The organism is Shinella sp. SUS2, from assembly GCF_001262505.1.
Lineage (GTDB): Bacteria > Pseudomonadota > Alphaproteobacteria > Rhizobiales > Rhizobiaceae > Shinella.
Map to the genome: position 1 here is coordinate 209,276 of NZ_KQ410725.1, position 20,096 is coordinate 229,371.

Here is a 20,096-nt window from a genome sequence, read left to right on the forward strand (position 1 = left end):
CGGAAACGGCAGGCCGTGCACCACAAGCACCGGGATCGTCAGGAACACGGCCGCAAACCGGCCGGCGCTGTTACCTCAGGCCTTGGCAGCCCGCAGTTCGTCGATCTTGGCGCAGAGGTTCTTCAGGACGAAATACTCTTCCGTCGCGACCTTGCCCTCGTTGACGTCCTGGGTCCACTGTTCCAGCGGGATCTTGATGCCGAATTCCTTGTCGATCGCAAAGACGATGTCGAGGAAGTCGAGGCTGTCGATGCCGAGATCGTCGATCGTGTGGCTGTCCGGCGTGATCGTCTCGCGATCGATCTCGCTCGTCTCAGCAATGATGTCGGCAACCTTGTCGAATGTAGCAGTCACGCCCATACCTCATGAATCTATAGTCGGGCGATCCTATATGGAAATAAGACGCAATTGCCAATGGGTTTGATGAGGGCCCTGCGCAGTCGGCGATGCTGTGTTGCGCAAACAGCATGGCCACGGGCCGCCGGTCAGACCGCGATGGAATGCCGCCCGCGTCCGCTCGCCAGATGCGCATCGAAGACCGCAGCGACGGTGCGGGCGAAGGGTCGCCCTGCCGCGGTGAGCACGAAACGGTCGCCGTCGATGCGGGCAAGCCCGTCCCGGTCGGCAGCGGCAAAACCGATCGCCTCGGCCCGGATGATGCCGGAGAAGGCGGGATGGCTTGCGGCAAGCGCCGTGAAGGAAAAGCCGAAATCGCACATGATCTTCTCGATCACGAAGGCGCGGGCGCGGTCCTCCCCGGTCAGCGCGTACCCGCGGACGGCGGCAAGGCCACCCTCCTCCACCCGGCGCAGGTATTCGCCCGTCGCCGGCATGTTCTGCACGTAACCTTCGGGAAGCTGGCCGATCGACGATGCACCGAGCCCGACCAGCGCGTCCGCCTGGTCGTCGGTATAGCCCTGGAAATTGCGCCGGAGCGTGCCCTGCCGCGCCGCCACGGCGAGCCCGTCGGCGGGAAGCGCGAAATGATCGATGCCGATCGCCTCATAGCCGGCCGAGACCAGCATGTCGGCCGCAAGCGCCATCTGCTCGAACCGCGCGACCACGCCCGGCAGCGCCGCCTCGTCGATCATCGTCTGGTGCTTCTTCATCCATGGCACATGGGCATAGCCGAAGAGCGCGATACGGTCGGGCGCAAGCGACAGGACCGCGCGAACCGTCTCGGCCAGCGTCTCCAGCGTCTGGTGCGGCAGGCCGTAGAGGATGTCGCAATTGACCGAGCGCACGTTTCGCGCCCGTGCGGCCTCCACCACGCCGCGGGTCTGCTCGAAAGTCTGGATGCGGTTGATCGCCTTCTGCACCGTGGGGTCGAAATCCTGGATGCCGAGGCTGGCGCGGGTCATGCCGATATCGGCCAGCGCATCGTGCCTGGCGTCATCGAGATCGTTCGGATCCATCTCTACGGAGATTTCCGCATCCGTCGCGAAGGAAAAACTCGCCTCCAGACAGGTCTTCAGCGTCCGCATGTCATCCGGCCGCAGGAGGGTCGGCGAACCGCCGCCGAAATGCAGCGCCGTGACGGGGACCTCCCGTGACACGCGTCCTCCGATGGCGGCAATCTCCGCATGCAGCCCCTTGAGGTAGGCTTCGACGGGTTCATAGCGCAGCGTCTGCTTGGTGTGGCAGGCGCAGAACCAGCACAGCCGGTCGCAATAGGGAATGTGGGCGTAGAGCGAGAGGCGATTCTCTGCCGTAAGGCGCCCCAGCCACCCGGCATAGACGTCCGGTCCGATGCTTTCGTCGAAATGCGGCGCGGTCGGATAGCTCGTATAGCGGGGAACCGGCGACGAAAGGCGTTCTACGAGGGTGTGCTGCATGGTCATCTCCTTGCTCACATAGCAAATAAACACGAAATGGCCGTCGCCATTTGATTTTGATCAAGTGAAAGCCGGAATGAGTGCGCTAGGATTTGACAATAGTCAGGAAGCGCTATTTTGCCGCTAGGCGGCACGCTTTATGTTCAGAACCACGTGCGGTAGCACGGCATTATTGCGCCGCAGCACCCGCCGGGCGAAAGGAAAGCCGATATGGAAATTCGCCGCCAAGATATCCATAACTCCGATATTCCGGTCGTATGCCGTGCCTGCGAGGCCCGCCATGGCGGCGTGTGCGGCGCGCTGACCTCCGAGCAGCTTTCCGAACTCAACAAGCACTCGTTCCGCAACCGCCTGGACACCGGCGCCGAAGTCATCGGCCAGGGCGAGACGGTGGTGAACTATTCCAACATCATGCGCGGCGTCGTGAAGCTGACCAAGGTCATGGCGGACGGCCGCCAGCAGATCGTCGGCCTGCAATTCGCCCCCGATTTCCTCGGCCGGCCCTTCCTTGAGGAAAGCGCCATCACCGCGGAAGCGGCGACGGAAAGCGAAGTGTGCAACTTCCCCCGCCATGTGCTCGACCGTCTCGTCAAGAAGACGCCGGAACTGGAACACAAGCTGCACCGGCAGGCGCTGAAGGAACTGGACGAAGCCCGCGACTGGATGCTGACCCTCGGCCGCAAGACGGCGCAGGAGAAGGTGGCAAGCTTCCTCTACCTCATCGCCACCCATATCGACCCGGAATGCGTCGACATGTCGACCTTCGACCTGCCGCTCTCACGCGCCGACATCGCCGATTTCCTCGGGCTGACGATCGAGACCGTCAGCCGGCAGTTCACCAAGCTGCGCAAGGAAAACGTCATCCGCATCGAGAACAACCGCCATGTCACCGTTCCCGACATGGACCGGCTGATGCGCTACGCCGGCAACGATTGAGCAAAATGCTCAACGCGTGATGACGATGCGTGTGTTGGACAGCCCGTGGCGATTGGCCATCTGGAAGAAGGTCGCCGCATTGTTCGGGTGGAGGCGTACACAACCATGCGACGCGGGACGACCGAGGCGCTTCGTCTCGTAGGTCGCATGAACCGCATATCCGCCCTTGAAGAAGATCGCATAGGGCATCGGCGCGTTGTTGTACTTGCGCGAGCGATGGTTGCGCGAGGCCCACTTCGCCGACCAGGCTCCCGTCGGCGTGCCGTACCCCTTGCGGCCGGTCGAGACGCGCCAGCGATACTTCACCGCGCCGTTCTGAGTAACGACCATGGTCTGCGAAGAAAGACTGATCTGGGCGATAAGGTTGGCAGACAGAGCGGTCTGGGTCTGGAACAATACAAGAAGGAATGCGACTGCGGTCGCAAACAAGATACGCATGACTTCCCCTCTATTCGATTGCGCACGGCTTCCACGCCATGTCTCACAGCGAGACAGAATATAGACGTTTCAGACTTCCACAATATTGACGGGGGTGAAGAAAAGAAAACGAAGTTAAGGCGTAAAATTTTATCAAACGCTGTGCAGCGCGCTCACAGCAAAGCGACAAGAAGCATCGCCAGCAATACAGCAGCAGCGAGTGCGGCGCAGGCGCCGGAGAATATCCGCAGGGACAGATCGATATCGGCGACTGTCGCCACGGTGCGCCCGCTGGCATTCATCATCGGTTCGTCGACGCGTGTGCCGCCATAGATGCGCGGGCCGGCAAGGCCGATGCCGAGCGCCCCGGCCATGGCCGCTTCCGGCCAGCCGGAATTCGGCGAGCGATGGAGGCCGGCGTCGCGCAGCGCCGTGCCGGCCGCATGGCGCGCCGCCGCCCTGCCCTTCACCGCCCAGGCACCCACAGCGATAAGGAAGATGGAGAACCGTGCGGCGGGCCAGTTGGCGAAATCGTCCAGCCGGGCGGAAGCCCTGCCGAAATCGAGGTATTTCGCGTTCTTGTGGCCGATCATCGAATCGGCGGTGTTAAGCATCTTGTAGGCGAACAGGCCCGGCAGGCCGAGAAGCGCATACCAGAGCGCCGGAGCGACGACGCCATCGGAAAAATTCTCCGCCAGGCTTTCGATGCCGGCACGGCAGATGGCCGGCTCGTCGAGCGTCGCCGGGTCGCGGCCGACGATCATCGACACGGCCTGCCGCCCGCCCGCAAGACCGTCACGCTTCAGGCCGCTGGAGACGGCACGCACATGACCGTAAAGGCTCTTCTGCGCGAGGAAGATCGCGACGATGACGATTTCCACGAGGGCGCCGAAAATGCCGAGCGGTGCGAGCAGCTGGTGCACCACGAAACCGGAAAGCGCACTGGCGGCAAGCAGCACGGCGATGCAGACGGCACCGTTGAAGCGCTTGGTTTCCGCTGAGAGGCGCTTGCCGTTGAAGAGCTTGTCCATCAGCCCGATCGCCCAGCCGAACAGCACGACCGGGTGCGGCACGCGCCGCCACAGCCAGTCCGGATCGCCGACGACGCGGTCGAGCAACAGCGCCAGCAGAAGCAGGAGAAGCGTTTCGCTCATCGTCCGGCCATCACCGCCGCCAGCGCCGCCGCCAGCCGGGCATCCGAGGCCGCATCAGGCGCAAGACCGAAGCGCAGCCAGCGCGGATTGTAGTCGAAGGGGCGCACGAGGATGTGCTGGCGGCAGAGCCCTTCCTGGAGGCCCGCCGCATCCATATGGTCGACCAGCGAGAACAGGCCGGTGCCGCCGACAACAGAAAGGTCCGCATCGGCAAGGACCGCATCAAGCGCGGCCTTGCGCGCCTCGATTGACCGGCGAATGGCGGCCGTGTCGGCGGTCATCAGGCCGGTGGCGATGGTGAGTGCCGGGCCCGACACGGCCCAGGGACCTAGACCGTCCTCGATCCGCTCGACGATCGATGTTTCGCCGATCACGAAACCAAGGCGCAGGCCAGCAAGGCCGAAGAACTTGCCGAAGGACCGGAAGACGAGAAGGCCCGGCATGCCATCGCCGGCGAGCGGCGCGACGGCGGCTTCGGGACGCATGTCGGCGAAAGCCTCATCGACGACAAGAAGGCCGCCGCGGCCGGCGATGCGCCGGTGAAGGTCGAGCAACGCGTCGGGCGAAAACAGCCGGCCGTCCGGATTGTTCGGATTGACGACGACGACCAGGCCATGGGCATCGCTCACCGCATCAAGGCCGGCGACGCGGTCCACCGCCACGCCGGTATTTTCCAGCACGCGGGCATATTCGCCATAGGTCGGCGAGATGACGGCGGCACGCCGGCCGGCAGCGACGAACCGCGGCAGCAGCTGGATGACGGACTGCGTTCCCGGCACGGGAAAGGGCAGCGCGCCCGATGCGCCATAATAGCGGGCGGCGGCGGCACGGGTCGCGTCCTGGCGGTGGCGATCCGGCAACCGGTGCCAGGCGGCAACATCCACTTCGGGCAGGGTTGCCGGATTGGGGTTGATACCGGTCGAAAGATCCAGCCAGTCCTCCGGCCGGCCGCCGAAACGGCCGGCGGCAGCGGCGATGCCGCCGCCATGAACGATACGCGGCGCGGTCATGCCGCCTCCGGTGCGAGATCGATGAGGTGCATATAGGAGCCACTGACGCTTCCGCGACGCAGGCCCGCCTCGCCGAGATCCTCGCCGATCGCGTCCGTGACGGAAAAGAGGCGCTCCGCCGCACCTTCGCTGGCGACGGTCGAGTAGTGGAATTCGTGGGCGGTCATCGGTGCTGAAAATCCCGAGCCGGCAAGCGGCACCACGCGGCGGTAGCCGAGATGACGCCGACGTTCGGCAAAGCTGGTGACGAGCGGCAGGAGGCCGAGCATGCCATGGCGGGATCCGTCCGCCGCAACCAGAGCCTCCCCCAACGCCATGTAGCCCCCGCATTCGCCATAGATGCGCGCCCCCAGGCGCGCTGCCGCCTGCATGCCTAGACGGAAGACATCCGCATTGGCAAGAGCAGCCCCGTGCAGTTCCGGGTAACCGCCGGGCAGATAGACGGCATCCGCGTCAACCGCCGGCGCTTCGTCAGCCAGCGGCGAAAAGAAGGAAAGGCTCGCTCCCGCCATGCGCCAGCCCATCAGGAGGTGCTCGTAGGTGAAGGCGAAGGCGACGTCGCGGGCGATCGCAATGCGCTGGCCGAGCGGCGGCAAGCGTGGCACGGCCGTCTCCGGCCGCCCCCTTTCCTGCCGTGCGGCAACCGCAATCAGGCGCTCCAGATTGCAGCACCGCGTCACCACCGTGGCCGCATGGGCGATGAAATTCTCCAGCATGCCATGCTCGCCGGCCTGCACGAGGCCGAGATGCCGCTCCGGCAAGGCAAGAAGCGGATCACGCTCCAGCACGCCGAAGATCTCGATGCCACTGGCCTCCAGCGCGCCGCGCAGCATGGCCTCGTGCCGCAAACTGCCAATCTTGTTGAGGATGACACCGACAAGGTGGATATCGCTGCGATAATCGCGATACCCCTTCACCAGCGCGGCGACGGACTGGGACATGCGGCTGCAGTCGACGACGAGCACGACAGGCAGGCCAAGTGTCGCCGCAAGGTCTGCCGGTGCGCCGGTGCCGTCGGCGGCGGCGTCGAAGAGGCCCATCATCGCCTCGACAAGCAGGAAATCCCCCGCACCGGCCTGCTCAGCGGCATTGGCGCGGATGAGGCCCGGCCGCATCGCCCAGGGATCGTAGTTGAGACAGGCCTTGCGGCTGGCGGCTGCGTGAAAAGCCGGATCGATGTAATCCGGCCCCGCTTTGCCGGAAACGAGGCCAAGGCCCGCATCGGCAAGGGCACGCGCGAGCCCCAGCGTCACCGTCGTCTTGCCGGAGCCGGACGCGGGCGCAGCAATGAGCAATCCGCTCATGCCGGGTCCTTCAGTCCACGGGAGCCGAACGGATCGGGCGCCAGAACGCGCCCCTCCGTCAGCGCACCGAGCCAGTCGAGCGAGGCGCGCAGGCGCACCACCTCGCCGACGACGACGATGGCCGGCGGCTCAAGACCGGCCGCTGTGACATCGACCTCCGCGCGCGCAAGCGTCGTCTCCAGCACCTGCTGCTGGGCGGTCGCGGCATTGCAGACTAAGGCGACGGGTTCCTCCGGCGCGCGGCCTGCGGCGATGAGATTGGCGGCGATCTGGCCGATATGCTTCATCGCCATGTACATGACGATGACCGGCGAGCCCTTGGCGATGCCCTCCCAGTTGATGCGGTCCGGCACGAGGCCGGAAGAATCATGGCCGGTGAGGAAGGTGACGGCGTGGTTGACCTCGCGGTGCGTTACCGGAATGCCCGCATAGGCAAGGCCGCCGATGCCGGCCGTAATGCCCGGCACGATGCGGAACGGAACGCCATGTTCGATGAGGGTCAGTGCCTCCTCGCCGCCCCGACCGAAGACGAAGGGATCGCCCCCCTTCAGCCGCAGCACGCGGTTGCCGGCGCGCGCCAGCTCCACGAGCCGCAGCGAAATGTCCCGCTGCTTGTGCGAGGGCTTGCCGCCGCGCTTGCCGGCAAATTCCAGTACGGCGCCCGGCCGGGCGAGCGACAGGCACTCGGCATTGACCAGCGCGTCATGCACGATGACATCCGCCTGCTGGAGCGCGTTGGCGGCATGCAGGGTCAGAAGGCCAGGATCGCCCGGGCCGGCACCGACGAGCCAGACACTGCCCTTTTCCATGGGCGGGAGGGCGGCGAAAAGGGTTTGCATCAGGCGGGTTCCCGACTTGAATCAGAATGCGAAGGCGCGGACTCAATCCCGAAGGAAAGCGCCGCAAGCGACTGGAAAGATTCGGCGATCGCCACGGTGGCATGGGCCGATTTCGTCTTCTCCACGACGAGCCTGCCGCTGCCGCCGGCCAGCGCCAGCGCCGCCGCCTCCGCAACGCCGTGGCAGCCGGTGATGGCGAAGACACGCTCCGAGGGATTGGCAAGACGGGCTGTCTCCGCTTCCAGCCGAGCCGCCGGAAAAGTGACGAGCGGAACGGCAAAATGCCGGGCGACGGCATGCATGGCCGGTTCCTCCGCGCGGGCATCCAGCGTCGCGACGAAGGCGACATCACCGGGGATAGGGATGACGGACAGGGCAAGATCGAGGAGTTCCGCCGGCGGCGTACCGCGTTCGCAGCCGAGGCCGAGGACGAGCATACGTCGTCCGGTGTCAGGAGATGGGGCCTCAGCGCGCATGACGGTCTCTCGCAAAATTCCACGCGAAAGGACCCGGCCTTGCCGTCCACCGACAGTTCCGGATGAAGCCCCTCTGGGTCAGCCGCACCGGACACCGCTCGGCCCGCCCCGCGGGCACCGTCGCTGGTTTCTTAGTACCGGAGGGCGGGAAGCCGGTCAAACCGGATTGCGGCATGATCCGCACCGGTTGCGCCACGCCTCATGCAGAGACGAGATTGGCGAGCACGATCTCCCGCCACAGGCGTGTCGGCGACACCCAGGCGTCCGGCGCATTGTAGTTGCCGGAGAAGATGACGCAGGCAAGATCCGCCTCCGGCATCACCCAGAGCCGCTGGCCGCCATTGCCGAAACCGGCCATCCACGGCCGCTCCGCGCCGAAGGCCGGCACCGGTGCCGCGCCGAGAAACCAGAAGTGGCCGTAGTCGAGCCCGTCGTCAGTCGAAACGGCCCGCGCCAGCGACACGTCGAGCCAGCCTTTCGACACGACCTGCCGCCCGTCGATACGCCCGCCCTCCAATACGAGGCGGCCGATGCGCAGAAGATCCGGCGCGGAAAGGCGAAGGCCGGAGGCCGGCGAAGCGACGCCGTCCGCCCCGCTCAGCCACTCGAACCGTGAAATGCCGAGCGGCGCAAACAAGGCCTCTCGGGCGAAATCCTCGATCCGCTGGCCGCTGCCCCGCTCGATGATCGCCCCAACCAGCGCGGTTGCCCCGCCGGAATAGACCCAGTGCGTGCCGGGCGCCTGCAGCACCGCCCGCTCCAGCACGAAGCGATAGCGATCCGGGGCGTTCTCCATGGCGATCTCGCTGTTCAGCGGATCGGCGTAGGAGCGGTACTCGTCCCAGTCCAGCCCCAGCGTCATGGTCAGCGCATGACCGATCGTCAGGTCCGCGCGGGCCGGGTCCGCGGCAAGATCCGGATAGTCCGGAAACTGCGCCAGAAGCGGCGCCTGCGGCGGCGGGACGAGACCCCGGTCGAGCGCGATGCCGTAGAGCAGCCCCACCACGCTCTTCGTCACCGACCGCAGATCGTGCAGCGTCGTGGCATCGAAGGCGACCGTGCCAAGTGGCATGCCCCAGCTTTCGTCGACCGCGGTGCGATAGTGCTCCAGCACCAGCTTGCCGCGCCGGCTGACCAGTACCGCATGCACGTCGCGGATGAGGCCGGCTTCGATACCGGCGAGCAGCTTGCGTTCGAGGCGCGGATCGAAGCCCTGCTCCGCGGCGGACGCCCGCTCCCATTCGCTGCCCGTGTCCAGACCCTTGCTCATCCTCACCTCTCCTCGTGGTGCCATTAAGCCTGTTTGACCCGTCTTGCATGGCCGGCGCAAGCGCCTTCTCGGCTTGCGGGCACCCTGGGCTTTGCTTTTGCGGCGCAGTCTGACAGAAGTGCGGAAAATCCTCTCCTCGCATAGTCCGAGTCCCGCCTTGGCCGACATCGCCCTTCATATCCTCGTCTTCCTGTTCTTCGCTGCTTTCCTTGCCGGTTTCATCGATTCCATCGCCGGTGGCGGCGGCATGATCACCATTCCGGCCATGCTGATCGCCGGCATCCCGCCGCTCGAAACGCTCGGCACGAACAAGCTGCAATCCCTCTTCGGCTCCGGCTCGGCGACGCTCGCCTATGCCCGCGCCGGCCATGTCCGGCTTCGCGAACAGATGCCGATGGCCGTGGTCTCGGCGGTGGGATCGGCCTTCGGCGCCCTGCTCGCCACCGTGGTGCCCGGCGACGTGCTGAAGGCGATCCTGCCCTTCCTGCTGGTGGCCATCGCCGTCTATTTCGGGCTGAAGCCGAATATCGGCGATGTCGACAAACACCGCCGCATGAGCGTTTTCCTGTTCACCGCCACCATCGTGCCGGCGATCGGCTTCTACGACGGCGTGTTCGGCCCGGGCACCGGCTCGTTCTTCATGCTGGCCTTCGTGACGCTGGCGGGTTTTGGCGTGCTGAAGGCGACGGCACACACCAAGCTCCTGAATTTCGGCTCGAATGTCGGCGCCTTCGCCGTGTTCCTCGCCTATGGCGTTGTCCTGTGGAAGGTCGGCCTCGTGATGGGCGTCGGACAGTTCCTCGGCGCACAGGCGGGCTCGCGCGTCGCGATGAGGGTCGGCGCGAAGATCATCAAGCCGCTGCTCGTCGTCACCTCGATTACGCTTGCTATCCGCCTGATGGCCGATCCCAGCCATCCGCTCCGCGTCTGGCTGGGGTGGTGATTCCAAAAGGCGAGCGACCAACCAAAGTCCATCACCTGCCTGCCGGCATCCTCTCCCCGCAAGCAAGGCGAGGAACGATCTGCGCGTCGTTTTCCCGCGTCTCCCCGCCTGCGGGGAGACGGTCTCGGCACCGGAGGATGGGGCAACGCCCCCGGGGTTTAGTACTCCACGCCCTGCTGCGCCTTGATGCCGGCGCGGAAGGGGTGCTTCAGCAGCTCCATCTCGGTAGCAAGGTCGGCGATCTCGATCAGCTCTTCCTTGGCGTTGCGGCCCGTCAAAACGACATGCGTCATGTAGGGCTTCTCCGTCTTCAGGAACGCAATCACCTCGTTGACGTCGATGTAATCATAGCGCAGCGCGATATTGATCTCGTCGAGCAGCACCATCGAGTTGCGCTCGTCGCGGATCAGCTCCTTCGCCTTCTCCCAGGCCTTCTCGGCCATTGCGACATCGCGCGCGCGGTCCTGCGTTTCCCAGGTAAAGCCCTCGCCCAGCGTGAAGAACTGGCAGAGATCGGAGAAATGCGCCTCGATGAGATCGCGCTCGCCCGTCACCATGGCGCCCTTGATGAACTGCACGACGGCACAGGGCTTCTTGTGCGCGATATGGCGGAAGATCATGCCGAAGCCGGCAGTGGACTTGCCCTTGCCCTTGCCGGTGTGGACGATGACGAGACCCTTCTCGTCCGTCTTGGTCGCCATGATCTTTTCGCGCGCCTGTTTTTTCTTCGCCATCTTCTCCGAGTGGCGGGCAAGCTCGGCTTCGCTCATGCCGGCGGTTTCGTCGTGGTTGTCGCTCATCGTTCTTCCCTTCGTCTCATTCGCAATCAGGAGGCCTTGCGCGCGCCGAGCATGTCCAGGTCGAAGCGCGCGGAATTGGAGCGCGGCGTCCACAAGCCCCGGTCGATCGCCTCGGCAAACCGCGCCGCCAGTTCGGCAAGCGCCGCCGGGTTCTTCTCCATGAGGAAATCGCGCACCCGCTCGTCCAGCACATAGGCCTGGTAGGCCGCCTCGAAATGGTGGTCCTTCACCGCACCGGTCGTCGCGGCGAAGGCGAACATGAAATCGACCGTCGCGGCAATCTCGAAGGCCCCCTTGTAGCCATGGCGCATGACGCCGTCGATCCATTTGGGATTGACGACACGGGCGCGCACGACGCGGCCGATCTCATCCTCCAGCGTGCGCACGACAGGCTTTTCGGGCCGCGACAGGTCGTTGTGGTAGATGACGGGCTGCCTGCCGGAGAGATGCTCCGCTGCAGCCGCCATGCCGCCCTCGAACTGGTAGTATTCATCGCTGTCGAGCAGGTCGTGCTCGCGGCTGTCCTGGTTCTGCACGACGGCCTCAAGGCTCTTCATGCGTGCCTCCAGCCGCTCGCGCATCGGCACGCCGTCGCTCGTCCCGTCATAGGCATGCGCGCCCCAGGCGAGCCAGGCTTCGGCAAGGTCGCCGCGCTCCGTCCACAGCCCCTCGTCCATCATCGTCTGGAGGCCGGCGCCGTAGCCGCCGGATTTCGCGCCGAAGATGCGGAAACCGGCCTGCTTCAGCGCCTCGTCCTCGGACGTACCCTTCGCCGCCAGCGCTGCCGCCTCCGCCCGCATGCGCGCAGCGATCGGATTGTCGGCATCGTCCTCGTCCAGCGCGCCGACCGCACGCACGGCCCTGTCGAACAGCGCGATCTGCTCGGGGAAGGCATCGCGGAAGAAACCGGAGATGCGCAGCGTCACGTCGACGCGCGGATGGCGCAACATGGCGGGCGGGATGATCTCGAAGCCGGTGACGCGGCGCGAGGCCATGTCCCAGGTCGGCTTGACGCCGATCAACGCCATGGCCTGAGCAATGTCGTCGCCGCCGGTACGCATGTTGGAGGTGCCCCAGGCGGTGATGCCAAAGGAGGTCGGCCATTCGCCATGGTCCTGCGCATAGCGGGTTACGAGCAGCTCGGCAGATTTTTTGCCAAGCTCCCAGGCCGCCGGCGTCGGCACGGCCCGGCTGTCGACGGAGTAGAAATTGCGCCCGGTCGGCAGCACATCCGGCCGCCCGCGCGTCGGCGCGCCCGAGGGGCCGGGTTCGATGAAGCGGCCGTCGAGGCCGCGCATGAGCGCCGTGATCTCCGCCGCTCCGCAGGCGGCAATGGCCGGACCGATGGTGCTTTCGATCGTGTCGAGCACGGCGCGGGTGGCGTGCCAACTTCCCGGGCAAGGGAACGTGCCGTCCACCAGCTTTGCAGCGAGCAGCTCGACGCGCTCCACGGTGTCGCCATTGCTGCGCCATGGGGCGTCGGACTGGGCTTCGAGGATTTGCGGGCGCGGCCCGGTCCACGGGTCGGAGGAGATACAGTCGAGCGGGTCGAAGTCTTGCCGCGGGATATCCCCTCTTGAGGGGGAGACGCCCGGCAGGACAGAGGGGGGTATCGCAAACGCATCCGCCGCGATCGCCCGCTGCAGGCTCGCCTCGCCGCCCTCGCCAAGGCCGCGCGGCACGCGGGCGAGCGCCAGCGTCAGGTCGGTCAGGAGCCGGCCCTCGGGCGAGACGCCAAAGACGTGCAGGCCGTCGCGGATCTGCATTTCCTTGAGGTCGCAGAGATAGGCGTCGAGCTTCTGCAGCGCCGTCTCCTCGCCATCGCCGCGGGCGATGCCGGCGTCGCGGTCGAGGCCGATGTCGCGCACAAGCTCGAGGATCTGCTTCGTCAGCAGCTTGATGCGCCGCGGATCTCCGCCGGAAGCCTCGTAATACTCGTCGACGAGCGCTTCGAGATCCTTTAGCGGGCCGTAGGTCTCGGCACGGGTCAAGGGCGGCGTCAGGTGGTCGATGATGACGGCGGCGGAGCGGCGCTTGGCCTGCGTTCCCTCACCCGGATCGTTGACGATGAAGGGATAGAGATGCGGCACCGGGCCGAGCACGGCCTCCGGATAGCAGGCCTCCGACAGTGCCAGCGCCTTGCCGGGCAGCCATTCGAGATTGCCGTGCTTGCCCATATGCACGATGGCATGGGCGCCAAAATGCCGGCGCAGGAAGGCGTAGAAGGCGAGATAACCGTGCGGCGGTACGAGGTCCGGCGAGTGATAGGTGTCCTTCGGATCGATGTTGTAGCCGCGCGCCGGCTGGATGCCGACCAGCGTCTCGCCGAAACGGGCGAGCGGCAGGGCGAAGACATCGCCGGTGACGAAGGGATCGTCCTCCGGCGCGCCCCAGCGGGCCGTCATCTCCGCCTGAATCAGCGTCGGAAGAGAGGCAAAGAAAGCCTTGTAATGATTCAGGGAAAGCGTTTCGCGGATTTCACGCCCGTCGCTCGCCGCATTGGTCGGGCCGGCCATCAGGTGGGCGATCAGCGCGTCGCCATCGGCCGGCAGACCGTCGACCGTGTAGCCCGCCGCCGCCATGGCGCGCAGGACCTCCAGCGTGCCGGCGGGCGTGTCGAGGCCGACGCCGTTGCCGAGGCGCCCGTCGCGGTTCGGATAGTTCGCCATGACGAGGGCGATGCGGCGTTCCGCCGGCACTGCCCGCCGCAACCGCGCCCAGCCGGCGGCCAGCCGGGCGGAAAAGCGGATGCGGTCCTCGACCGGATCGAGGCTGACAATGTTCGTCTCGACGCGCTCGTCATAGCGTGCGGCCGCCTTGAAGGAGACGGCACGGGCGAGCACGCGGCCATCGACCTCCGGCAGGGAGACGTTCATGCCGAGATCGCGCGCCGTCAGCCCCTGCCCCGATGCCTCCCAAGCCTCGCGCGAAGAGCCGGAGAAGACGACCTGCAGAACCGGCGCGCCGGTCTCGTCGAGCACCGTCGGCTTTCGGCCGGCACCGGGCGCGGACACGGCGAAGCTGGTGGCGTTCAGCGCCACCTCGGGCTGGACATCCGCGAAGGCGGCGCGGACCGTCTCGATGGAGACGGGCTCCTTGAGACTGGAGACGAAGAGCGGCAGGGCCCGAACACCTTCGGCCGCCAAGGCTTCGATCAGCATTTCGACCGGGCGCGTCTCGCCACTCTGGACATAGGCGCGGTAGAAGCAGATAGCAGCGGTCGGGGGAGCGTGCTCCTCTAAAGCGGGGCACGCGGCACCCGCCAGCGCCTGCCAGGTCTCGATATCGACCACACCCCGTCCCGGCCACCAGATGCCGGCCTTTTCCAGCGGCGTTGCGGGTTCCGGCTTGCTGCCGCCCAACACCAGCGCGTCGGCATAGGCGAGGAAACGGTCCGCGTTGTCCGCGCCGCCCTCGTTGAGATAGGCCCAGAGGCTCTGGCGGTCAGCGTCGTCTATGCGATTGAAGGGCACGAGACCCTCGTCCGGCCGGTCGTCGCCAGGCAGCGCCACGAGCCGGATGCCATTGGCGACAGCGGTTGCAAGCAGCGCTTCCAGCACATAGCGGAAGTAGCTGGCGCCGCCGAGGGCGCGGATGACGATGAGTTTGGCGTGGCGCGCCGTGCGCTCGATATAGGTATCCACCGACATCGGATGGGAGAGCGTGGCGAGACTGGCGAGCCGCAGCTGCGTTTGCGTCGCGCGCGCCCGGTGGGCGGCGGCGATGGAGGCAAGCTCCGTGTCGGCGGCCGAAAGGAAGAGGATGTCGCCCGGCGTCTGGCCGAGGTCGATCGCCTCCCGGCCGTCTGCGATGGTGCCTTTCTGGGCTAGAAGGAGATGCATGCCGCGCCTCCCTTCTGCCGGCACATCGAGCCGGTGGTCCCTTGGGTCAAGCCCGAAGATGACGATGGACGGCAGGGATGGTGGGCAACGATCGCCGCCGCCGCGCCGATTGATGGGCTTTGCAGCCTCTCCTCCCCTCCGTCATCCCCGGGCTTGGCCCGAGGATCCATCGACGCGGCACGCCCAAAAAGGCCGAGCCGCACCTGAAACGCCGAAGGGAGGGACTGCTGCATGCTCATGCCGGAACTCACACCGCCGCGGCGATGGCCGCACGCACGGCAACTTCATCCATGTCATGCAGGCCGATGACGACGAGGCGGGTACCGCGGGCCTCGCCCGGGGCCCAGGCACGCTCGAAATAATGGTCGATACGGCTGCCGACGGCCTGGATGAGCAGGCGCAGCGGCTTGCCGGGCACATCGGCAAAACCCTTGACGCGCAAGACGTCATGCGTGGCGATGGCACCCTTGAGACGCTCGATGAAGGCGGCCGGATCCACGATGGCGGGCAGCTCGACGACAAAACTGTCGAACTCGTCGTGGTCGTGCTCCTCGCCGTTCTCGTGCTCCATCTCGTGGTGCGACTTGCGGTTGGCGATGTCGTCCTCCGTGCCGACGCCGAGGCCCAGCAGTACGGCGGCGGCGACCTCGCCATTCTTCGCCTCGATCATCGAGGGTTTGCGTTCCGTGCGAGAGGCGACCTCGTCGCGCACCGCCTTGAGGCCTTCGGCATCGATCAGGTCGGTCTTGTTGAGCACGATGAGGTCCGCGGCCGTAAGCTGATCCTCGAACAGTTCCTCGAGCGGGCTTTCGTGGTCGAGGTTCTCGTCCGTAACGCGCAGCGCATCCACCTTGTCGTGGTCGTCAGCAAAGCGGCCGGCGGCAACGGCGGCGCTGTCGACGACCGTCACCACGCCGTCCACCGTCACCTGCGTCTTGATTTCCGGCCAGTTGAAGGCGGCGACCAGCGGCTGCGGCAGGGCGAGGCCCGAGGTCTCGATGACGATGTGGTCCGGACGGTTCTCCCGCTCCAGCAGCTTCGTCATGGTGGGGATGAAGTCGTCGGCGACGGTGCAGCAGATACAGCCGTTGGTCAGCTCGATGATATCGTCCTCGGTGCAGGCTTCCGCGCCGCAGCCCTTCAGCACGTCGCCGTCGACCCCGAGATCGCCGAACTCGTTGATGATGAGCGCGATGCGTTTTCCTCCGGCATTCTGCAGGAGGTTGCGGATCAGCGTCGTCTTGCCCGCGCCGAGGAAGCCGGTGATGACGGTGGCGGGGATCTTCTGTTGCAGCATGGCTCAACCCTTCATTTTCAGCGGCAGTCCGGCCGCGATAAAATAGACTTCAGGCACGAGGGCGGCGACCTTCTGGTGCAGCCGCCCGGCATGGTCGCGGAATTCGCGCGCCATGCGGTTTTCAGGCACGATGCCGAGGCCGACCTCGTTGGAGACGAGCACGATCCGCCCCGGCGCCTGTCGAAGAGCCTCCAGGAGGCCCGAACATTCGGCGGCGATGTCGCGCTCCTCCAGCATCAGGTTCGTCACCCACAGCGTCAGGCAGTCGACGAGCACGGCCCTGTCGGCCCGGGCGACGTCAGCGATGCGCGCGGCGAGCGCCAGCGGCTCCTCATGGGTCTGCCAGCCGCCGCCGCGGTCCTCCCGGTGCCTTGCGATGCGCTCGCGCATCTCGTCGTCGAAGGCGCGGCCCGTGGCGATGTAATGACGCGAGAGGCCGGTCTCGGCGACCAGCCTCTCGGCAAAAGCGGATTTTCCGGAACGCGCGCCGCCCAGAACCAGGACGGCTCCGGGCGATGTCACTGTCATATCAGGCTGCCTTGGCGATCTTCTCGTTGGCAAAGCCGAGCGAGAGGCCGAGCACGATCCAAAAGAACAGGGTCGTGGCAAGGGCAGCGACGGCGAACTCCGCGCCGAGCACGGCCGGAACGTTGCTGGAAATGTCGCTGGGCTGCGGGGCGCCATAGACCTGCGGCGCCGCGATCAGCGCAATGCCGATGACCTTGGCGACGATGTTCGGCTTGAGGAACAGCAGGTAGAGGCCGGCCGCCGACAGGATGACGGTTGCGATCCACCACACCTGGCGGTCGCCGAGATCGGCGGCAGGGAAGCCCGGAAGCTCCGGCGGCAGGCCGATGGCCGGCAGCATGTGCACGGCAAGCCAGCCGGCCGCGCCCCAGAGCGCGCCGTTCGCCACCGTGATCGGATGGCCGGACACGAGGCTGAAACCGGCAAGCAACAGGCCGAAACCGGCGCCCGTGACGAGGTTTGCCAAAAGCGTGCCGGAGAACCGGCTCATGCCGAACATGATGCCGCCTTCCTCGTGATCCTCGCCCTCATGGGCATAGGCGACGGAGACCGGCGAGAGCGCGGAGGCCATGTCGAGGATGACCGCGCCGAGCGAGGAATGCTCCTGCGTCTGTGCAGCGCCTTCCGTGCCCGTGGCCGGCGTCGTGCCCTCGGTTGCGGGTGCGGCTTCGTCGCCGCCCTCGAACTCCTCGGCATGCAGGATGAGCGGCACGACTCGAGCCTCCTGGGCGGCTGTCATCAGCACGCCGGAGAACAGCCCGGCCACCAGGGCGGCCAGGAGATAACGAACGATCATGTCGAAAACTCCTTAGTGGCAGGGAAAGCCGTAGGAGTGACGCGTATCGTGTGCCGTGTCGTGCAGCACGGCGGAATTCGCAAGGCCTGCACCGAACACCAGGAAGGCGCCGAGCAGAAGAGCGAAAACACCGGCGACGAGACGGTCGTTTGCGGAAAGGGTAACAGAAGACGTAGTCGAAACAGCCATGACAACCTCCGTGCAGGCAGCGGGGAAACCTCCCCAGGTCGGACGAAATGTCCTTCACATTGGCTGGCAGGTCTCCTGGCTCGCAGCGTCGGGCGTTAAAACGCCTGCGGGGCACCCTCGCCTTCCCAGGCTAAGGCATCGCGAAAAGGCGGACGATTCGTAGAAGAAGAGGCGTCCAACCCCTGCTGATCGCGATGCCACCCAGTGGCTTTTCCGTCTGGTTCTCACAGCGCGAAACCAAGGCACCATTGCCCCGCTCCCCGCAGATCCTCCCATCCGGATGGGCGTCCCTCGCCACTCTACAGTCGCGGGGTCGGCCGTGATTGCAGCGCCCTGATTGGGTCCGCCGCGTCACATTCCCATTTACTCCCCGATCCGTTTCCGGATCCGGGAACCATCCAATAGTCTGGATGATTATGCTTCCACCCCCGGGAAGTCAATCGACCGGCAGCGTCATCACCTGTGCTGAAACCGCCGCCCGGCCGTCGTATTCTCAATAGCCGGGGATGATCACCAGACCGCCGCCATCGTTGTAGTAGCCGTCGTCGCGGTAGTAGCGCTCGTAGTAGCCATCGACCGGGCCTTCCAGCACGTCATAGTCCTGCTGGTAGCGGCGCTGGCGATTCTGCCGGGCCTCGGCATATTGCGCAGCCTGCCGAAGGGCACGGTACTGCTGGCGGGAAAGATAACCATCGGCGCGGTAGCCCGACGAGCCCTGCCAGGCGGCGATCGCCGAACGGGTGCGCGAGCCGAAGACGCCATCGACGCCGTAGGTGTTGAAGCCGAGCATGCTGAGCCAGCGCTGCGCCTGGGCGCGGGTCGAGCGCTCCATATAGGCCTCGCGCCGGTCGACGATCGGCTGCTCGGCCTTGCGCTCGGTCTCGACAATCGCCGTTTCGCTGTCCGTCCTGGGCTTTGCTTCCTGCCGGGCGGTGTTTGACAGCGCCGACAGGCGCTCGCGCGCATCGGCGACGAAGCGGCCGTCCGGATATTCGTCGAGATAGGCGCGGAAAGCCTTTTCCGAGCCGTCGAGCACGGCCTTCTGGAAAGTCTCTTCCTCGCGCTTGGCCGCATCGTCGGCCTGCTCGACGGCAAGGCCGCGGTCCTTCCTGTCGGCGCCCTGCGCTTCGTTTTCACGGGCGGCAGTCGCCGTGTCGTTCTCCTGCGCGGCACGCTCGGCGGCGGCCGCCTCCTCGGCGCGCTTTTCAGCCTCTTCTGCAAGGCGGGCCGCCTCGGCAGCCTTCGCCTCGGCATCGGCAGCCGCCTTCGCGGCTTCCGCCTTCAGCCGCTCCACCTCGGCCGCCTTTTCTTCGGCAAGCTTGCGTGCAGCGGCGGCCTCTTCCTCGATCCGCGCCTTCTCGGCCGCAGCCGCCTTCTCCGCTTCGACGCGCTTGGCTTCGGCTTCGCGCCGGGCCGCGGCTTCCTCTTCCGCACGCGCCTTTTCCGCAGCGGCCGTCTCTTCGGCCTTTCGTCGTTCGGCTTCCGCCTTCAGCCGGGCCGCTTCCTCCGCCTTGGCCTTGTCGGCGGCAGCCGCGGCCTCCGCTTTCAGCCGGTTGGCCTCGGCAGCCTGCTCTTCGGCGCGTTTGCGGGCAGCCGCTTCCTTCTCTTCCGTCTCCGCCTTCAGGCGTGCGGCCTCTTCGGCCCGGGCCTTCTCCGCCGCTGCGGCTTCCGCGCGCGCCTTCTCGTCGGCCGCAGCCTTTTCCTCGGCAAGCTTGCGCACTGCTGCGGCCTCTTCGGCCTTCTTCGCATCCGCCGCCGCCTTCAGGCGCGCAGCCTCTTCGGCCTGGGCCTTCTCCGCCGCTGCGGCTTCCACGCGCGCCTTCTCGTCGGCCGCAGCCTTCTCTTCGGCAAGCTTGCGCGCCGCCGCAGCCTCTTCGGCCTTCTTCGCGTCAGCTTCCGCCTTCAGGCGCGCGGCTTCCGCGTCCGCCTTCGCCTTTTCCGCCTCCGCCGTTTTGCGCGCGTCCTCCTCGGCCTTCAAACGGGCCGCCTCGGCGTCGGCCTTTGCTTTTTCAGCCTCGGCGGTCTTGCGCGCCGCTTCTTCAGCCTTGGCCTTTTCCGCTGCGGCCTGTTCTTCCGCCTTCGCTTTCTCGGCCGCTGCAGCCTCGTCGGCCTTCGCCTTGGCGTCCGCCTCGGCCTGCTGTGCCGTGCCCGTCACCGGCTTCGCCTTGGCGGCGGCCTGCAACTCGGCAATGCGCAGACGCGCCATCGAGGCGAAGGTGCCGTTCGGATACTGTTTCAGATAGCCTTCATACTGCGTGACATCGCTGCCGGCAGAGACCTTCTGCCAGAGGGAAAACTCCTCTTCCCAGCGCTTGCCGGCACTGCCGGCCTCCTTGCCGGTGGCGCTCTGCGCAAAGACGGCCGCCGGCTGGCCGGCGAGCGACAGCCCGACGATGCCGGCAATGCCGAGCCGCACCAGAACGGAGCGTGCGAGAGGTCCAGAACCCATGTATCTCACCC

At 66.3% G+C, this 20,096-nt stretch carries 18 protein-coding genes and 1 riboswitch; of the genes, 2 read left to right on the forward strand and 16 right to left on the reverse strand.

Translation table 11 applies throughout. The features are described 5' to 3' along the window. Positions 1 to 75: 75 nt before the first annotated feature. Positions 76 to 360, reverse strand: a complete 285-nt coding sequence (locus AKG11_RS06135) for an acyl carrier protein (RefSeq protein WP_088016464.1) — start codon at positions 358 to 360, stop codon at positions 76 to 78. A 125-nt stretch (positions 361 to 485) separates the two neighbouring features. Further along, positions 486 to 1,835: an oxygen-independent coproporphyrinogen III oxidase gene (gene hemN, locus AKG11_RS06140; RefSeq protein WP_050743384.1), complete on the reverse strand. Its 1,350-nt coding sequence runs from the start codon at positions 1,833 to 1,835 to the stop codon at positions 486 to 488. Positions 1,836 to 2,045: 210 nt separating this feature from the next. Here hemN and AKG11_RS06145 point away from each other — a divergent pair, with 210 nt between their 5' ends. Continuing rightward, the gene (locus AKG11_RS06145; RefSeq protein WP_023515613.1) at positions 2,046 to 2,771 is read left to right on the forward strand and encodes a Crp/Fnr family transcriptional regulator; all 726 of its coding nucleotides are present in this window, start codon (positions 2,046 to 2,048) and stop codon (positions 2,769 to 2,771) included. Between the two features lie 9 nt (positions 2,772 to 2,780). Here AKG11_RS06145 and AKG11_RS06150 read toward each other — a convergent pair whose 3' ends face one another. The 7 genes from AKG11_RS06150 to AKG11_RS06180 form a co-directional block, all read right to left on the reverse strand. Next, a complete protein-coding gene (locus tag AKG11_RS06150) occupies positions 2,781 to 3,209 on the reverse strand; it encodes a L,D-transpeptidase (RefSeq protein WP_024270883.1) in 429 nt (142 codons plus the stop codon). 152 nt (positions 3,210 to 3,361) lie between these two features. Continuing rightward, positions 3,362 to 4,342 (reverse strand): adenosylcobinamide-phosphate synthase CbiB, encoded by a 981-nt coding sequence (gene cbiB / locus AKG11_RS06155; protein ID WP_050743276.1) that lies wholly within the window; start codon positions 4,340 to 4,342, stop codon positions 3,362 to 3,364. After that, positions 4,339 to 5,352, reverse strand: coding sequence for a threonine-phosphate decarboxylase CobD (gene cobD / locus AKG11_RS06160; protein WP_050743277.1), 1,014 nt, complete (start codon positions 5,350 to 5,352; stop codon positions 4,339 to 4,341). Before cobD ends, cbiB begins: the two co-directional genes overlap by 4 nt. Further along, positions 5,349 to 6,656, reverse strand: a complete 1,308-nt coding sequence (locus tag AKG11_RS06165) for a cobyrinate a,c-diamide synthase (protein WP_050743278.1) — start codon at positions 6,654 to 6,656, stop codon at positions 5,349 to 5,351. The genes cobD and AKG11_RS06165 overlap by 4 nt, the downstream gene beginning before the upstream one ends. Further along, on the reverse strand, positions 6,653 to 7,495 hold the full coding sequence (cobA, locus tag AKG11_RS06170) for a uroporphyrinogen-III C-methyltransferase (protein WP_050743279.1): 843 nt from the start codon (positions 7,493 to 7,495) through the stop codon (positions 6,653 to 6,655). Before cobA ends, AKG11_RS06165 begins: the two co-directional genes overlap by 4 nt. Next, on the reverse strand, positions 7,495 to 7,971 hold the full coding sequence (locus tag AKG11_RS06175; RefSeq protein ID WP_050743280.1) for a cobalamin biosynthesis protein: 477 nt from the start codon (positions 7,969 to 7,971) through the stop codon (positions 7,495 to 7,497). The genes cobA and AKG11_RS06175 overlap by 1 nt, the downstream gene beginning before the upstream one ends. A gap of 199 nt (positions 7,972 to 8,170) precedes the next feature. Continuing rightward, positions 8,171 to 9,241: a serine hydrolase domain-containing protein gene (locus AKG11_RS06180; protein WP_082342349.1), complete on the reverse strand. Its 1,071-nt coding sequence runs from the start codon at positions 9,239 to 9,241 to the stop codon at positions 8,171 to 8,173. Positions 9,242 to 9,398: 157 nt separating this feature from the next. Here AKG11_RS06180 and AKG11_RS06185 point away from each other — a divergent pair, with 157 nt between their 5' ends. Continuing rightward, the gene (locus tag AKG11_RS06185; protein WP_050743281.1) at positions 9,399 to 10,184 is read left to right on the forward strand and encodes a TSUP family transporter; all 786 of its coding nucleotides are present in this window, start codon (positions 9,399 to 9,401) and stop codon (positions 10,182 to 10,184) included. A gap of 158 nt (positions 10,185 to 10,342) precedes the next feature. Here the strand turns inward: AKG11_RS06185 and cobO are convergent, their stop codons facing one another. From cobO to AKG11_RS06220, 7 genes are all read right to left on the reverse strand, one after another. Beyond that, complete coding sequence (cobO, locus tag AKG11_RS06190) at positions 10,343 to 10,984, reverse strand: cob(I)yrinic acid a,c-diamide adenosyltransferase (protein WP_023516634.1); 642 nt, start codon at positions 10,982 to 10,984, stop codon at positions 10,343 to 10,345. A gap of 26 nt (positions 10,985 to 11,010) precedes the next feature. Further along, complete coding sequence (cobN, locus tag AKG11_RS06195) at positions 11,011 to 14,826, reverse strand: cobaltochelatase subunit CobN (protein ID WP_050743282.1); 3,816 nt, start codon at positions 14,824 to 14,826, stop codon at positions 11,011 to 11,013. A 247-nt stretch (positions 14,827 to 15,073) separates the two neighbouring features. Beyond that, the gene (cobW, locus tag AKG11_RS06200; protein WP_050743283.1) at positions 15,074 to 16,123 is read right to left on the reverse strand and encodes a cobalamin biosynthesis protein CobW; all 1,050 of its coding nucleotides are present in this window, start codon (positions 16,121 to 16,123) and stop codon (positions 15,074 to 15,076) included. 3 nt (positions 16,124 to 16,126) lie between these two features. Then, positions 16,127 to 16,651 carry a bifunctional adenosylcobinamide kinase/adenosylcobinamide-phosphate guanylyltransferase gene (gene cobU / locus AKG11_RS06205; RefSeq protein ID WP_050743284.1) on the reverse strand — a complete coding sequence of 175 codons (525 nt, stop codon included), beginning with the start codon at positions 16,649 to 16,651 and terminating at the stop codon, positions 16,127 to 16,129. Position 16,652: 1 nt separating this feature from the next. Further along, positions 16,653 to 17,447, reverse strand: coding sequence for a CbtA family protein (locus tag AKG11_RS06210; RefSeq protein ID WP_024270879.1), 795 nt, complete (start codon positions 17,445 to 17,447; stop codon positions 16,653 to 16,655). Between the two features lie 12 nt (positions 17,448 to 17,459). After that, positions 17,460 to 17,636 (reverse strand): CbtB domain-containing protein, encoded by a 177-nt coding sequence (locus AKG11_RS06215; RefSeq protein ID WP_050743285.1) that lies wholly within the window; start codon positions 17,634 to 17,636, stop codon positions 17,460 to 17,462. 47 nt (positions 17,637 to 17,683) lie between these two features. Further along, positions 17,684 to 18,050, reverse strand: a riboswitch (cobalamin riboswitch). A 79-nt stretch (positions 18,051 to 18,129) separates the two neighbouring features. Next, positions 18,130 to 20,085 (reverse strand): peptidoglycan-binding domain-containing protein, encoded by a 1,956-nt coding sequence (locus tag AKG11_RS06220; protein ID WP_050743286.1) that lies wholly within the window; start codon positions 20,083 to 20,085, stop codon positions 18,130 to 18,132. Positions 20,086 to 20,096 lie beyond the last annotated feature (11 nt).